15 protein-coding genes are annotated in these 13810 nt (G+C 72.5%); 6 read left to right on the plus strand and 9 right to left on the minus strand.

The features are described from left to right. The first annotated feature begins 70 nt into the window (after positions 1-70). A complete protein-coding gene (locus tag JJ691_RS37410) occupies positions 71-799 on the plus strand; it encodes an alpha/beta fold hydrolase (protein WP_211764236.1) in 729 nt (242 codons plus the stop codon). Here the strand turns inward: JJ691_RS37410 and JJ691_RS37415 are convergent. From JJ691_RS37415 to nth, 4 genes are read right to left on the minus strand one after another with little or no spacing between them, the layout of a single operon-like run. After that, a complete protein-coding gene (locus JJ691_RS37415; RefSeq protein ID WP_211764237.1) occupies positions 776-1954 on the minus strand; it encodes a MarP family serine protease in 1179 nt (392 codons plus the stop codon). The two genes, JJ691_RS37410 and JJ691_RS37415, sit on opposite strands and share 24 nt — an antisense overlap. Further along, positions 1951-2637, minus strand: coding sequence for an NUDIX hydrolase (locus tag JJ691_RS37420; protein WP_211764238.1), 687 nt, complete (start codon positions 2635-2637; stop codon positions 1951-1953). The genes JJ691_RS37415 and JJ691_RS37420 overlap by 4 nt, the downstream gene beginning before the upstream one ends. Next, positions 2634-3251, minus strand: coding sequence for a TlpA family protein disulfide reductase (locus JJ691_RS37425; protein WP_211764239.1), 618 nt, complete (start codon positions 3249-3251; stop codon positions 2634-2636). Before JJ691_RS37425 ends, JJ691_RS37420 begins: the two co-directional genes overlap by 4 nt. Further along, entirely contained in the window at positions 3248-3991 is a 744-nt protein-coding gene (gene nth, locus JJ691_RS37430) for an endonuclease III (RefSeq protein WP_211771955.1), read from the minus strand. Before nth ends, JJ691_RS37425 begins: the two co-directional genes overlap by 4 nt. 150 nt (positions 3992-4141) lie before the next feature. Between nth and JJ691_RS37435 the strand changes: the two genes are divergently transcribed. The 3 genes from JJ691_RS37435 to JJ691_RS37445 all read left to right on the plus strand — a co-directional run bounded on the left by JJ691_RS37435 (position 4142) and on the right by JJ691_RS37445 (position 6909). Next, positions 4142-4402 (plus strand): hypothetical protein, encoded by a 261-nt coding sequence (locus tag JJ691_RS37435; protein ID WP_043730536.1) that lies wholly within the window; start codon positions 4142-4144, stop codon positions 4400-4402. Positions 4403-4457: 55 nt separating this feature from the next. Next, complete coding sequence (locus tag JJ691_RS37440; protein WP_211764240.1) at positions 4458-5132, plus strand: Crp/Fnr family transcriptional regulator; 675 nt, start codon at positions 4458-4460, stop codon at positions 5130-5132. A gap of 526 nt (positions 5133-5658) precedes the next feature. Then, positions 5659-6909 carry an MFS transporter gene (locus JJ691_RS37445; RefSeq protein WP_211764241.1) on the plus strand — a complete coding sequence of 417 codons (1251 nt, stop codon included), beginning with the start codon at positions 5659-5661 and terminating at the stop codon, positions 6907-6909. Here JJ691_RS37445 and JJ691_RS37450 read toward each other — a convergent pair. Next, a complete protein-coding gene (locus tag JJ691_RS37450) occupies positions 6884-8323 on the minus strand; it encodes a CehA/McbA family metallohydrolase (protein ID WP_211764242.1) in 1440 nt (479 codons plus the stop codon). The genes JJ691_RS37445 and JJ691_RS37450 overlap by 26 nt on opposite strands. Before the next feature lie 111 nt (positions 8324-8434). Between JJ691_RS37450 and dnaN the strand changes: the two genes are divergently transcribed. After that, positions 8435-9526, plus strand: a complete 1092-nt coding sequence (gene dnaN, locus JJ691_RS37455; RefSeq protein ID WP_211764243.1) for a DNA polymerase III subunit beta — start codon at positions 8435-8437, stop codon at positions 9524-9526. Positions 9527-9530: 4 nt separating this feature from the next. Here dnaN and JJ691_RS37460 read toward each other — a convergent pair whose 3' ends face one another. Together JJ691_RS37460 and JJ691_RS37465 are read right to left on the minus strand one after the other, a co-directional pair. After that, positions 9531-10334 carry an MBL fold metallo-hydrolase gene (locus tag JJ691_RS37460; RefSeq protein WP_211764244.1) on the minus strand — a complete coding sequence of 268 codons (804 nt, stop codon included), beginning with the start codon at positions 10332-10334 and terminating at the stop codon, positions 9531-9533. Continuing rightward, complete coding sequence (locus JJ691_RS37465; RefSeq protein WP_249228324.1) at positions 10331-11167, minus strand: NUDIX hydrolase; 837 nt, start codon at positions 11165-11167, stop codon at positions 10331-10333. The genes JJ691_RS37460 and JJ691_RS37465 overlap by 4 nt, the downstream gene beginning before the upstream one ends. A 90-nt stretch (positions 11168-11257) precedes the next feature. On the opposite strand from JJ691_RS37465, the gene JJ691_RS37470 reads away from it, so the two are divergent. Then, on the plus strand, positions 11258-12145 hold the full coding sequence (locus tag JJ691_RS37470) for a Gfo/Idh/MocA family protein (RefSeq protein WP_211764245.1): 888 nt from the start codon (positions 11258-11260) through the stop codon (positions 12143-12145). Positions 12146-12212: 67 nt separating this feature from the next. On the opposite strand, the gene JJ691_RS37475 is transcribed toward JJ691_RS37470, so the two are convergent. Together JJ691_RS37475 and JJ691_RS37480 are read right to left on the minus strand one after the other, a co-directional pair. Further along, on the minus strand, positions 12213-13133 hold the full coding sequence (locus tag JJ691_RS37475) for a hypothetical protein (RefSeq protein ID WP_211764246.1): 921 nt from the start codon (positions 13131-13133) through the stop codon (positions 12213-12215). Between the two features lie 13 nt (positions 13134-13146). Further along, positions 13147-13743: a hypothetical protein gene (locus tag JJ691_RS37480; protein WP_211764247.1), complete on the minus strand. Its 597-nt coding sequence runs from the start codon at positions 13741-13743 to the stop codon at positions 13147-13149. Between the last annotated feature and the right edge of the window lie 67 nt (positions 13744-13810).

Raw genomic sequence — 13810 nt, forward strand, 5'->3', positions numbered from 1 at the left:
ACACCGGGCCGTCTCGGCCAACGGCATCCGACTGCACGTCGCCGAGGCCGGCAGCGGCCCGCTCACGCTGATGCTGCACGGGTTCCCCGAGTTCTGGTGGACCTGGCGGCACCAGCTGCCCGCGCTCGCCGCCCACGGCCGCCACGCCGTCGCCGTCGATCTGCGCGGCTACGGCCAGTCCGACAAGACGCCCCGTGGCTACGACGGCTGGACGCTCGCCGGCGACGTCGCCGGGCTGATCAAGGCCCTCGGCGCTCGCCGCGCACACCTGGTCGGCCACGGCTGGGGCGGGGTGCTGGCCTGGACGACGGCGGCGCTGCATCCCCGTCTCGTCGAATCGGTCACGACGATCTCCGCGCCCCACCCGCTGGAGGTCCCGCTGCGGCCCCTGCTGCCGGCCCAGCCGCCGTTCTGGCCGGAGCGCCGACTCGTCGCCGACGACGGGGCCCTGGTCGAACGTCTGCTACGGACCTGGACCGGTCCGCACTGGACGCCCGATCCCGAAGTGCTCAGTCGCACCCGTGAGGCGATGCTGATCCGGGGCGTCCCCCACTCCAGCATGGAGTACTTCCGCTGGGCCTTCCGCTCCCGGCTGCGCGGCGACGGCCGGGAGTTCGCCAAGGCGGTCAGCCGCCCGTTGGAGGCCCCGGTGCTGCGGCTGCGCGGCGAGCACGACGCCCGCACCTCGCCGGCCACCCGGTTCGCGCGGTACCACGTGATCGACGGCGCCGGGCACTTCCCGCAGTGGGAGGACCCGGACGCCGTGACCGCGCTGCTACTCGGCGCAGGAGCCGGTTGACACCGGTCGCACCAGCGACGGAGCCTGCTGCACCACCCGGCTGACCTCGGCGGTGGTCAGGGCGAAGCCGGTCTCCGGATCGTCCACGGCCGCGCCGAACACCACGCCGATCACCTGGCCGTCCGGGTTGATCAGCGGGCCGCCGGAGTTGCCGCTCTTGACGGTGGACCGGATCGTGTAGACGTCCCGGGTGACCTTCTGGGTGCCGTAGATGTCCGGCCCGTTGAGCTGGATGCGCTGCCGGACCCGGGCCGCCCGCGCGGTGTACGGGCCGTCCAGCGGATAGCCGAGCACGATGGCGTCCTGGCCGGAGGTGTAGTCCTGCTGGCTGAACGGCAGCGGCCGGGCGTCGAGGCCGGGCACGGACAGCACCGCGACGTCGGCCTCCGGGTCGTAGTAGACGACGTGCGCGGTGAGCTGGCCGCCGCCGATCTCCACCGACTCGTCGTCGGTGCCGGCGACCACGTGCGCGTTGGTCATCACCCGCTGCGGGGAGATCACGAAGCCGCTGCCCTCCAGCGCCCGCGAGCAGGACGGGGCCCGGCCCCGCACCTTGACCACGCTGGACTGCACGGCCTGCACGACCTGGCTGTTCTGCAGGGCCGTGTCCGGCGGGTCCACGTCGGTGATCGGGGTCCGGGTGAACGGCCCGGTCGCGGTGAGCAGGCCGGCGCTGAGCAGCCGGCTCACGTCGTTGGGCAGCTGCTCGGCCTCGGCCGGCATCAGGTTGTTCACGGTGCCGAGCACCACCGAGCCGCGGATGGCCGCGGCCAGCCCGGGCACCGGCACCGAGGTCAGCGGCAGCGCGAACACCCAGGCCACCACGAAGACCACGGCGCACTGCACCAGCGCGCCCAGCGTGTGGTCGACGCCGGTGAACGGGCCGAGCCGCACGTGCTGGCGGATGGACCGGCCCAGCCACACGCCTAACGTCTCGCCGAGGGCGACCAGCAGCACCAGCGCGCCCATCCAGACCGCGATCCGGGTGACGTTGCTGCTGAAGTTGGACATGATCATCGGCGTCACGATGAGGCCGACCACGGTGCCGCCGAGCACGCCCACGGTGGCCGGCAGCGTGGTGATCAGGCCGTGCCGGGCGCCGGACACCGCGGCGATCACGGCCAGCAGCACCACGACCAGGTCGACCCAGTTCACGCCTGCACCTCCGCGTTCGCCGCCCGCAGCGACTCGTCCAGATCACGCACGTCCGCCGCGTTCCAGGGGCGTTCCCAGCCGGCCAGCCGCAGCAGGCCGGCGAGCAGGCCGGCGGTGAAGCCCCACACCAGCATGCCCGGTGCGGCGAACGCCGGTCCGGTGAAGCCGGAGGGATGCCTCACCCGGAACCGGTTGGCCGGATCGGTCAGGTGGGCGATCGGCACCCGGGCCACCGCCGCCGTCTCGCCCGGGTCGACCACGCGGACCGGCGACGGGCGCTCCCAGTGGGCCAGCACCGGCGTCACCATGAAGCCGGACACCGGCACGAACAGCTCCGGCAGCAGCGCGATCGCCCGCACGCCGTCAGCTTGCACGCCGGCTTCCTCTTCGGCCTCGCGCAGCGCCGTGGCCACCGGGCCGTCGTCGCCGTCGTCGGCGCTGCCGCCGGGGAAGGCGACCTGGCCGGGATGGGAGTTGAGCGTGTCGGCACGCCGGGTGAGCAGCACGTCCGGGCCGTCGACGCCGTCACCGAGCAGCATCAGCACCGCGGCCGGCCTGGTCGGCAGCCCGCTGGGCGGGCGCACCCTGGTCAGCTCGGACGCGTCCAGGCCGGCGGTGGCCTTGACCAGGCCGGACAGCCAGCCCGGCACGTCCGCCGGGTCCACCAGGGGGCCAGGACTCATCCGGTGACACTCCCGTTCGCATACTGCCGCACCGCCTGTTCCACCTGGTCAGCCGTCTCGAAGAAGGCCGGCGTGGCGACCCGCTTCGCTGGGCCGTCCGCTGCAACTACGTAGGTGACCGGAAAGACGTTCGGCTTGCCCAGCGCGTTGGCCACGGATGCGTTCGGATCCCAGACGCTCGGCAGCTTGATCTTGAGCGAGCCCAGCAGATCCAGGCCACCGGCCTGGTCGCTCTGGCTCGGGATCTCGACCAGCAGCACCGGTATCGCCCCAGGTCGGGCCGCATATTCCTGCAACGCCGGGAGCTCGGTGCGGCACGGCACGCACCAGGGCTCCCAGAAGTTGACCAGCATCGGGCCGCCACCGAGGGTGATCTCCGAGCCGTCGGCCATACAGGTGACCTTGACGCCGGCCAGCACGCCCTTGCCCGTGGGCCTCGGTTCATGTGACTGCGGGCAGGCCGGCAGGGCCGCGGTCTGCCGCAGCGCGTTCAGGTCCGGCGTGGGCACGGCCAGGTCGGCCTGGGTGGAGGACTGGCCACGAGGCCAGACGGCGATCGCGGTGGCGACCAGCAGCACCACCACGACCAGGATCCACCGCCACCGGACGGTCATTTGGCCGCGCCGACAGTGTTGTCCTTCTTCTTGGCTTTCTTGGTGGTCTTCTTGGCCCGGACCTGCTCGGCCAAGGCCAGCAGGTGCGGGGCCTCCTCGCCCTTGACCAGCTTCTCCGCCACCGCGGGGTCGGTCGGGCCATCGCCGAAGGAGGGGCAGTCCGGGGCCAGGAAGCAGGCCCCGCAGGCCGGCTTGCGGGCGTGGCAGACGCGCCGACCGTGGAAGATCGTCCAGTGCGAGAGCATCGTCCAGTCCTTGCGGGGGACGAGCTCGCCGATCGCGTGCTCGACCTTGACCGGATCGGTCTCCTCGGTCCAGCCCCAGCGCCGGACCAGCCGGCCGAAGTGCGTGTCAACGGTGATGCCGGGGACGTCGAAGGCCTCGCCGAGCACCACGTTGGCGGTCTTGCGGCCAATGCCGGGCAGCCGGACCAGCTCCTCGAGCGTGCCGGGCACCTCGCCGCCGTGCTTCTCGACCAGCGCCGAGCCCAGGCCCATGATCGAGGTGGCCTTGTTCCGGTAGAAGCCGGTCGGCCGGATCATCTCCTCCAGCTCGACCCGGTTCGCGCCGGCGTAGTCGGCGGCTGTTCGGTACCGGGCGAACAGGGCCGGTGTGACCTCGTTCACACGCTTGTCGGTGCACTGGGCCGACAGGATCACCGCCACCGTGAGGTCCAGCGCGGTGCCGAAGTCGAGTTCGCAGTGCGCGTCCGGGTACCCCTCCTGGAGCGCGCGCGTCATCCGCCGCACTCGGCGGACCAGAGACAGGTTGTTCGCGGCGGCGGTCGGTGGCACTCGCCCAGCGTACGGACACCCACTGACATCGCCGACACGCCGGGGTGACCCCCCAATGCGCGGGCCCGGACGACCATGGGAGAGGATGGGGTCATCATGACTGCCTGGTTGGTGCTCGTCGTACCACTTCTGATCATGTTCTTCGCGCTCTTCATGGAGCGCGTGGAAGCTCGCCTGCGCCATGTTGCCGTGCAGGAGAACGAGGTCGAGGAATTCCTGGAGCAGGCCCGACCGGACGAGGTCAGGGCGCTGTACGGACACGGCATCGGCCGGGCGCTGGAGCTGTTCCGCCTGCGGAGGCTCGGCGGACGCGCCGCACGGCTGCGTCCCCGGCGGACCAGGGGCAACGGGTCCTAGACTGGCACGCTAGTGATCGGCGGCACCGGCCGCCGCGTCTCGAAGGAGGGACGAGGTGGACGAGACCCTGGCCCGGGCGGGCATCTTCCAGGGTGTGGACCCGGCAGCGGCTGAGGCGTTGCTCGTCACGCTGGAGGCAGTCGACTTCCCGCGTGGGCACGTGATCTTCGCGGAGGGTGAGCCGGGCGACCGGCTGTACATCATCCAGAGCGGCAAGGTGAAGATCGGCCGCAAGTCGCCCGACGGGCGCGAGAACCTGCTCAACATCATGGGCCCGTCGGACATGTTCGGCGAGCTGTCGATCTTCGACCCGGGGCCGCGCACGTCGACCGCGACCACCGTGACCGAGGTCCGGGCGCTCTCCATGGGCCGCCCTGAGCTGCGGGAATGGATCAGCAAGCGGCCCGAGATCGCCGAGCAGCTGCTGCGCGTGCTGGCCCGTAGGCTGCGCCGGACGAACAACATGCTGGCGGACCTGATCTTCACGGACGTGCCCGGCCGGGTGGCCAAGGCGCTGCTCCAGTTCGCCCGTCAGTTCGGCAGCCAGGAGGCCGGCCTGCTGAGGGTCACTCACGACCTGACACAGGAGGAGATCGCCCAGTACGTCGGCGCCTCCCGCGAGACCGTGAACAAGGCCCTGGCCGACTTCGCGCACCGCGGCTGGCTGCGCCTGGAGGGCAAGAGCGTGCTCATCCTGGACCCGGAGCGCCTCGCGCGACGCGCGCGGTAATACCGAGCAGATCGAAAGGCCCTCGCCCACCCCGTGGACGGGGGCCTTTCGCTGTCCAACCAGGCACGTTTCCCGCACCCAACGGCCACACTTCAAGATCGCCAACCCGGCTTGGGGGGTCAAGGGGGGCGAAGCCCGCCCTTGCTGGGGGTGTGGGGCGCGAGCCCCACAAGACACGCTGGAGTGATCTCGGTGCGCGCTTTCCGCGGACACAGTCCGCGGATCACAAAAGGCCGGCAGTGGCCCCCGACGCCACTAACCGGCCTTTCGTGTTGCGCGGGCCATCCCCCGACGGGCCGCGCACCCCGTCCCCTCGGCCTCAAGCCCCGAACTCTCGACCGAGGAGGTCGTGCCCGGTCACTGTGACATGGAATGCCCCGCCACGGACAACCGGATTCACTCTCAAGGACTCTGAATTGGGTCTTACGTTGCGGTCGTTCACCCACTCATCGCAACGCCGTGACTACATCGTGACTTACGCCTCCACTCTGGCACGGTCGTACCAGTCTTTGGCATACTGGTACGCATGTCCCAGTCCGCGACCCTCTCCGACTACCGCACGGCACTGACCACTCCCGGCGCCCGGCTGCCGGTGCTCGCCTCCGCGCTGGCCAGGCTGCCGGTCGCGATGATCGGCCTGGCCCTGCTGCTGTACGTGCAGCGCGCCACCGGCTCCTTCGCGACCGCCGGCCTCACCTCGGCCGCCGCGCTGGTCGGCGTCTCAGTCGGGTCCGTGCTGCAGGGCCGCATCATGGACCGGGTGGGTCCGACCCGTCCGCTGTGCGCGACGGCCGGCCTGACGCTGCTGTTCGTGGCGGCCGAGGTGTGGGCGGTCGAGACCCACCAGGCCGAGTGGCTCATGATCGCGCTGGCCTTCGGCATCGGCCTGACTGAGATGACCGTGGGCTCCGCGTCCCGGTCGCTGTGGGTACGGCTGGTCCCGCCCGGCCCGGTCCGCCAGGCGGCCTACGCCTACGAGGCCATCAGCATGGAGGTCTTCTTCATCCTGGGCCCGGGCCTGGCCGGCCTGATGACGGCGCTGCCCTGGGCCGGCACCGGCCTGGTGGCCGGCACCCTGTGCATGGTCGTCGGCGGCCTGGCCTTCGCCCTGACGCCGACCGTCCGCGCCTGGCGGCCCAGCCGGGACGAGCTGCGCCCGGTCAGCCTGCTCGGCGCGCTGGCCAGCCCCGGCATGCGCACGGTGGCGCTGGCCGCGCTGGGCTTCGGCGTGACGATCGGCTTCGTCGAGGTCGCAGTGCCGGCGTTCGCCACCGAGGCGGGCGCGCCGACGATGGGCGGCCTGATGCTGAGCCTGTGGTCGATTAGCTCCGTGGTGTTCGGCGTGCTGTACGGCGTGCGGCCGTGGCCGCGGGCCATGCACCTGCGCCTGCCGGTGCTGCTGGCCGGCTTCGCCCTGCTGATCCTCCTGCTGGCGATCCCGTCCTCGCTGTTCGGCCTGGGCCTGGCCCTGCTGGCGGTGGGCATCCTGATCACGCCGCAGTCGACCGCCCACTCGGCGGCCATCGAGCTGGTCGCGCCGGCCGGCACGACCACCGAGGCGTTCGGCTGGGTGATCACCTCGGTGACCCTCGGCCTGGCCATCGGCCAGTCCACCAGCGGTCAGCTGGTGCAGAACTTCGGCACCAGCTGGTCCTTCCTGGCCGCGGCCGGCGCCGGACTGGTGATCGCCGCGCTGGTGTGGGCGTTCCGGGGCACCGTGAAGCAGTCCACGTTGACCACGGCGGCCCTGGTCAACGTCGAAGAAAAACTGGGTTAGTCAGCGCGACCATCTGCTCGCCCCGCCGCACCTCGACCCGGATCCAGTCGGAGTCGGCGGGGCTGGTCGCGTAGTCGACCGACCCCGCGCCGGTGTGCACCACCCCGGTCTGATTGAGGACCCGGGTCTGCGTGCCCGGCACGCCGTCCACCTCGACGTGGACGGTCACCGGACGGCCCGTGCGCAGCGTCTCCCCGATCCCCGCGCTGCGCCGGCCGTCCGTCACCGCCAACGACAGCTGGACCTGTGCCGACTCGGCGATCCAGGTGTGCCCGGCCTTCAGCCCGGCGAACAGGAACGGCCCGAACAGGTCCTCGGCCAGCACCACGTTGTGCGGCAGGCCCACCACCTGCGGCTCGGCGTGCGCGTCGCTGTCGCCGACCGCCGGGATCCAGCGGCCCTCCCGCAGCATCGCGTCCCAGGCCTGCAACGTCTTCTCGTCGTCATCGGTCCACGGGCCGTTCCACACCTCGATGGCGTCCACGAGGTCGTAGCGGAACTCGAAGGAGCAGCCGATGCACGGCGCGTACGGGTGCGCGGCGACGACCAGGCCGCCGACCGAGTGCACCTCGTCGACGAAGCGCCGGAAGTCGTCAGGCTGGTTGTCCCGGTAACGCCAGTCGATCCAGCGGCCCACCGGCAGGTTCCACGCCGGCCAGTGCCCGGACCGGGTGGTGACCTCCTCGCCGTTGAGGATCAGCAGGTCCTCGGTGGCGTGCCGGCCCCACTGCAACGAGGCACTGGGCGTGTTGTGCTCGGTGGAGACGATGAAGTCCAGGCCGGCCGCACGGGCCGCCGCGACAAGTTCGTCCGGGGTGCGCTTGCCGTCGGAGTAGACCGTGTGCAGGTGGCCGTCGCCGCGATACCAGTCCCGGCCTCGGCGGCGCGCCGGCGCGAACGACGGCGCCGGCTTCACCTCGAACGGCTGGCCGGGCGGGCCGAACCTGAGCGTGATCTCCACGCGGTAGTCGAGGCCCTGCTCGGCCACGGTGTATGGGCCGAGCACGACGTGCCAGGTGCCGCGGTCGATCGGGCCCGGCAGGTAGCCGGGAGTCGCGTCGGAGGCGCTGAGCGTGAACCGGTCGCGGGCCCCGCCGGACCAGCCCCGGAAGCCCCGATGGTTGCCCAGCTCGTGGCCGGCCGGGCCGAACACCCCGAAGTCCAGGGCGTTGCCGAGTTGGCCGGGCGGCACCTGTGGGCGGTCGTAGCTGTAGACCACTGATAACTCGGCGACCCCGTGCGGCACCTCGACCGGCAGGTAGTACCAGTCCGGGGCGCCCGGCTCGAAGCGGCCGGTCACGGTGATCGTCTGCTCGCTGCCGTCCGTGCCGTCCGCGAACGCGATGCCCGGCAACATCTGGCCGGCCGCCAACGCGCCACCCGCGATGAGCAGTGCCCTCCGGTTGATGCTCATGCACGCGACGCTATGCGTCGGAACGTGACCCCGACACCACCACCAGATGAACTGTGTTGCCCGTTAACGGGAACCCGATTTTTGTCAGGGGTGGGTCGTAGCGTCGCCGGCATGGACCTCACCGCCACGACCTCACAGCTGGCGAGCACGCTGGCCGACCTGGTCCGGCTGCTGCCGGCCAAGCTGTACGACCCGGTGCTGGCCGGCGTCCTGATCACCGCGGACCGGGACGGGGTGCTGGTCCGCGGCACCGATCGGGAGCGGGGTGTGCGGCTGCGGTGCGCCGCGACCGTGCACGAGGACGGTCAGGTCCTGGTGCCGGCCAAGCCGCTCGCGGAGACGTTGCGGGCGCTGGACGCCCCGCAGGTGCGGCTGGTGGTCGAGGGATCGCGGCTGGCCGTGCGGGTGCCCGGCGGCCGGTTCGCACTGCCGCTGCTGGAGGCCGATCTGCATCCCGGCGTCGCCGAACCGCCGGCCCGGGTCGGCGAGGTCGACGGCCCGGAGTTCGCCGGCCTGCTGTCGGTGGTGGCGTCCGTCGCCTCCCGGGACGACGCGTTGCCCATGCTGACCGGTGTTCGACTGCGCGGCGGGCCCGACCGACCGCTGTCCATGGTCGCCACCGACCGCTACCGGCTGGCCATCGCCTCGCTGCCGTGGACCGGCGAGGCCGAGGTCGACGCCATGGTGCCGGCGGGTCTGCTGGTGGAGGCGGCCAAGCAGGCCGCGTCGGCCGAGCGGGTCGCCCTGCACGTCGATGGCGACCGGGCCGGCCTGGCGTGGGGCGACTCGGCCATCGTCACCTCGCTGCTCGCCTCCACCCTGCCCGACGAGCGCAAGCTGCTGCCCACCGCCGTCGACGCCACCGTCACCGTCCACGCCGACGCCCTGGCCGGCGCTGTCCGCCGGGTCGGCCTGTTCAGCGAAGGCCGCCAGATCGTGCAGCTGGACCTGGGCGACGGCGAGATCCGCGTGCACGGCGGCGGCCAGCAGGTCGGCGAGGCCGAGGAACTGGTCAAGGCCGAGATCACCGGCGGCCGACCCCGCCCGGCCTATCAGGTCCGCTACCTGTCCGACGCCCTGAAGGCCTTCGCCGGCCAGCAGGTCACGCTCGCGGTGCAGCCGGGCTACCGCGGCACCATGTTCAGCGACGATTCTGGCCGGCTCCGGTACATCGTGGTGCCGATCCGGGCCCAGGCCGGGTGATGCCTCAGAGCGAGCGCAAGTACTCCAACTGAGTGCGCACGGACCATTCGGCGGCGAACCAGAGCGAGCGGTCGACGTCGGCGTAGACGAGCTCGACGACCTGGCGCGGGGTGGCGTCAGGGCCGAGTTGGGCGAGGGCGGCCCGGACCTGGTTGAGGCGCTGTTCGCGGTGGGCCAGGTAGGCACGGGCGGCGGTGCCGGCGTCGGCCAGGTCGGGACCGTGGCCGGGCAGCACGGCGGTGCCGGGCGGCAGTTCGGCGAGCCGGCGCAGGGAGTCCAGGTACGGCCCGAGGTCGTCGGTGACGGTGGTGCCGCGGCCGAGCACGGTGTCGCCGGTCAGGATGGCCGGCGGGGCGTCGTGCTCCAGCCAGAAGCACAGCGAGTCGGCGGTGTGCCCGGGGGTGGCCAGCACCCGGATCTCCAGGCCGGCCTGGGCAAGCACGTCGCCGTCGGAGAGGCCTTCGGAGCCCAGCCGTAGCGTCGGGTCCAGGGCGTACACCGGGGCGTCGACCATCTCGGCGAAGCGCCGCGCGCCCTCGGAGTGATCGGGGTGGCCGTGGGTGAGCAGGATGGTGCTGACCGGCCCGTGCGCGGCGACGAGGCCCAGGTGCCGCTCGTCGTCCGGCCCGGGGTCGACGATGACGCACGCCTCGGAGTCGGGGGCGCGCAGCACCCAGGTGTTGGTGCCGTCGAGCGTCATCTCGGACGGGTTGTCGGCCAGCAGCACACCCGCGGTGGGCGTGACCGGGCGCAGGACGCCGTAGGCGGGGTGCTCGGCGCGCTCGCCGACGGCGGGACGGTCGCTCATCGGCCGGCCACGTCGTCGTCGGGGCCGGGCGCGAGGTCCAGGGAGGCAGTGGCGTAGGCGGGATCGTCGGGCAGCACCGCGTGCAGCTTGTTCCCGCGCCTCACCACCTTGGGAATGATCTTGTCGGTGGTCGGCCGGTCGATCGCCATGGCGGCTGCCACGGTGCCGGCCTCGCGCAGCTCGGCCAGGGTCATCCAGGTCGGCGGCAGCAGCCCGACCCGGCCGGCCTTCCAGTCGTCGATGGCGTCCTGGGGACGCTGCCAGGCGGCGTGGTCGGCCTCGCTGGTCTGCCCGTCGGCCCGCTGGCCCTCGGGCAGCACGGCCAGGAAGAAGCGGGTGTCGTAGCGCCGCGGCTCCTCGGCCGGCGTCACCCAGTTGGCCCACGGCCGCAGCAGGTCGGCCCGCAGCACCAGGCCGGCGTCGGCCAGGAACTGGGCCAGCGACACCTCGCGGTTCACCAGGGCCTGCCGCACGTCGGCGTACTTGGCGGTGTCGGCCACTACGGAGACGTCGTCTTTGCCGGCCAGCAGCACGCCGGACTCCTCGAACGTCTCGCGCACGGCCGCGCACACCAGGGCCCGGGCCATGGTCGGGTCGCAGCTGAACTTGCGGCCCCACCAGGCTGGCTCGGGGCCGCCCCAGGCGACCGAGGTGTCCGCGTCGCGGCGGTCCACGCCGCCACCGGGGAACACCGTCATACCGCCGGCGAAGGCCATACCGGTGACCCGCCGCAGCAGGAACACCTCCAGGCCGGCGGCGCCCTCGCGGACCAGGGCGACGGTGGCCGCGTCCTTGGGCGTCGCGGGCGGGTTCGGCGGGGTGGCCGGCACCATCGCCTCGGGCAGCGTCAGTTCCTCGGGCAGCTGTGGCACGTCCACGAGCCTAAGGGCGAACGGCCCTCTCCTCCCGTGGAGAATCATCACGTGGACGACCAACTGCGCGTGGGACTCATCGGCGCCGGCCCCTGGGCCACCACCGTGCACGCACCGGGCATCGCCGATCACCCCGGCACCCGGCTGGCCGCGGTGTGGGCCCGCCGCCGGGACGCCGCGGACGAACTGGCCGGTCGCTACGGCGCCGAGGTCGCCGACGACCCGGACCAGCTGATCGACCAGGTCGACGTGGTGGCCGTGGCGGTGCCGCCGGGCGTGCAGGCGGAGCTCGCGCTGCGGGCCGCCCAGGCCGGCAAGCATCTGCTGCTGGAGAAGCCGATGGCCGGCACGGTGGAGGAGGCCCGCCGGCTGGCCGGGGCCGTCGCCGACAACAACCTGGCCTCGTTGCTGATGCTGACCCTGCGGTTCTCGCCCGAAGTGATCGACTGGCTGGCCGAACTGGGCAAGCTCGGTGGCTGGACCGGCGGCAGCGTGCAGTGGCTGTCCGGCGCGCTGCTGGGCGGCAAGTACGCCGGCTCGCAGTGGCGGCAGGACCAGGGCGCGCTGCTCGACGTCGGCCCGCACGCCTTCGACCTGCTCGACGCGGCGCTCGGCCCGATCTCCGAGGTGCTCGCCGTGCACCGCGCGGACAACGACCTCTGGCACCTGATCCTGGGCCACGCCGACGGCGCCAGCAGCACCGCAACGCTGTCCATGCGCCTACCGACCCAGCCGACCGTGGTCGAGTTCTCGGTGTACGGCGCCCGCGGCCATCGCACGCTCGCTGCCCGCCAGACGCCGGCCCAGCAGGCCTACACCGCGATGCTGGACGATTTCGTCGCCATGGTGCACAGCGGCCTGCGCACCCACCCCTGCGACGCCCAGCGCGGCCTGCACCTCCAGACCATCCTCGACCAGGCACTCCTCAAGCTGTCCTGACGCTCGGAAGGGGGCATTCCTGGCGTTGAACGCCAGGAATGCCCCCTTCCGAACACAAAAACAGGGATTACTGCTCGCGCTGGGCGAGTTCCTCGTGCAGCTGGCGGAGCAGGTCGCGCTCCACGTCGCTGAGCTTGTCCTCGGCGATCGGCTTGTAGTCGACCAGCCCGAGCGCGGACGGGTCGGCGGAGGGCTCCAGCACCGGCGGCTGCGGGGCGGACTTCTCCACCGCCACCGGCTCGACCACCTCGACCGGCTCGACGACCGGGGCCGCCGGCACCGGCTTGGCCTGGGCGTGGGCGACCGGCTTGATCGGCACCACCGAGGCCGTGCCCTTGGCACGACGGCCGCCACCGGAGCTCGGCGCGGCCGCGTGCTGGCCCGATAAGTTGATCGGCTTGGCGTCCGCGGCGGCCAGCTGGTGGTAGTCGCTGCGGTCGGCGCCGGTCTTCAGCACCTCGACCACGGCCCGGATGCCGGCCTCTTCGAGGGCCTGGCCGATCCGGTACGCCGTGGCCGGCGCGAACCCGTCCGGGCCGATCTCGACCAGCACCACCCGCTGCGGCACCGCGCCCGGCGTCGCACCGGCCGGGGTCACCCGCCACACCGCGGACACCGTCTGCACGCCGATCAGGAAGTCGACCACCGGCGCCAGCGCCGCACCGACCCCGGCGCCAGCGTCCGGTTCGTAGCTGAACCGGTGCGGCGGGGCGTACCAGGTGTCACGGACCTTGAGCCGGTCGGCCAGCGCCGGATCGGACCGGGACTGGTCCAGCAGCGCCCGCAGCTGGCCGTTCTCGGCCGGGGTCACCGGCACGCCGCCGGCGACCAGGCAGCCGACCAGCAGCTCGACGGCCCGGTCCGACTCGGCGATGGCCACCAGCTCGCGGGCCGAGGTCAACGCGTCGTCATCGACCCGGCCAGCCATCCGGAGCAGGATGTCGTGCAGCCGATCGGGCAGTCCGTCCCCAGTCGCGACGTCCGACACGACGGGTCTCCTTTCAGGCGTGGGCGAGATCGGCAGCGCCGAAGCACAGCAGTTCGGACACGTCGAGCGCGAGGCGGTGGTAGGGCGGCAGCTCGAAGTCCGGCGCCAGCACCTCGACGCACGGCTCGTGCTCGCCCAGCGCCCGCAGCATGCGCTGTAGCTCGCCGGCCAGGCGGTGCTGGTCGGCGATCGCCGTGACCAACACCACGCGGTGAGTCCGACCGTCGGGGGCGTGCCGCCACGCGCAGCGCACCTCGCCGAGGCCCTCACGGCCGCGAAGGGTCGCGCCGAGCACCACACCCACCTGGTCGCCGCTGGCGATCTCGTGGGCGGGCTCGGCGGTGAAGGTGTACGCCGGCTCGGGGGCCGTGCCGATGCCCAGCACGGAGCTGGTCAGTGCGGGGTCGGCGCCGATCCCGCGCAGCAGCACGTGCTCGTCGGCGGTCAGGCCGACCCGGTCGTGCAGCAGGGCTCGGGGCAGGGCGCGGCCCAGGACCGGCATCGCCCCGCTGGCCAGCCAGTCCCGAAACCGCCACAGCTGGTCGTCGGACAGCCGTCCGGCCAGTCTCAGCAGCAGCTCATGCGCGTTCAGCTCGGCGTTGTCCGGCACGCCCACCGCCCCTTCCAGGTGGCGAAGGTGACACTCGGTCTAGCAGACCAGGAAGCGCCACCATAGC

The organism is Kutzneria sp. CA-103260 (assembly GCF_018263855.1).
Lineage (GTDB): Bacteria > Actinomycetota > Actinomycetes > Mycobacteriales > Pseudonocardiaceae > Kutzneria.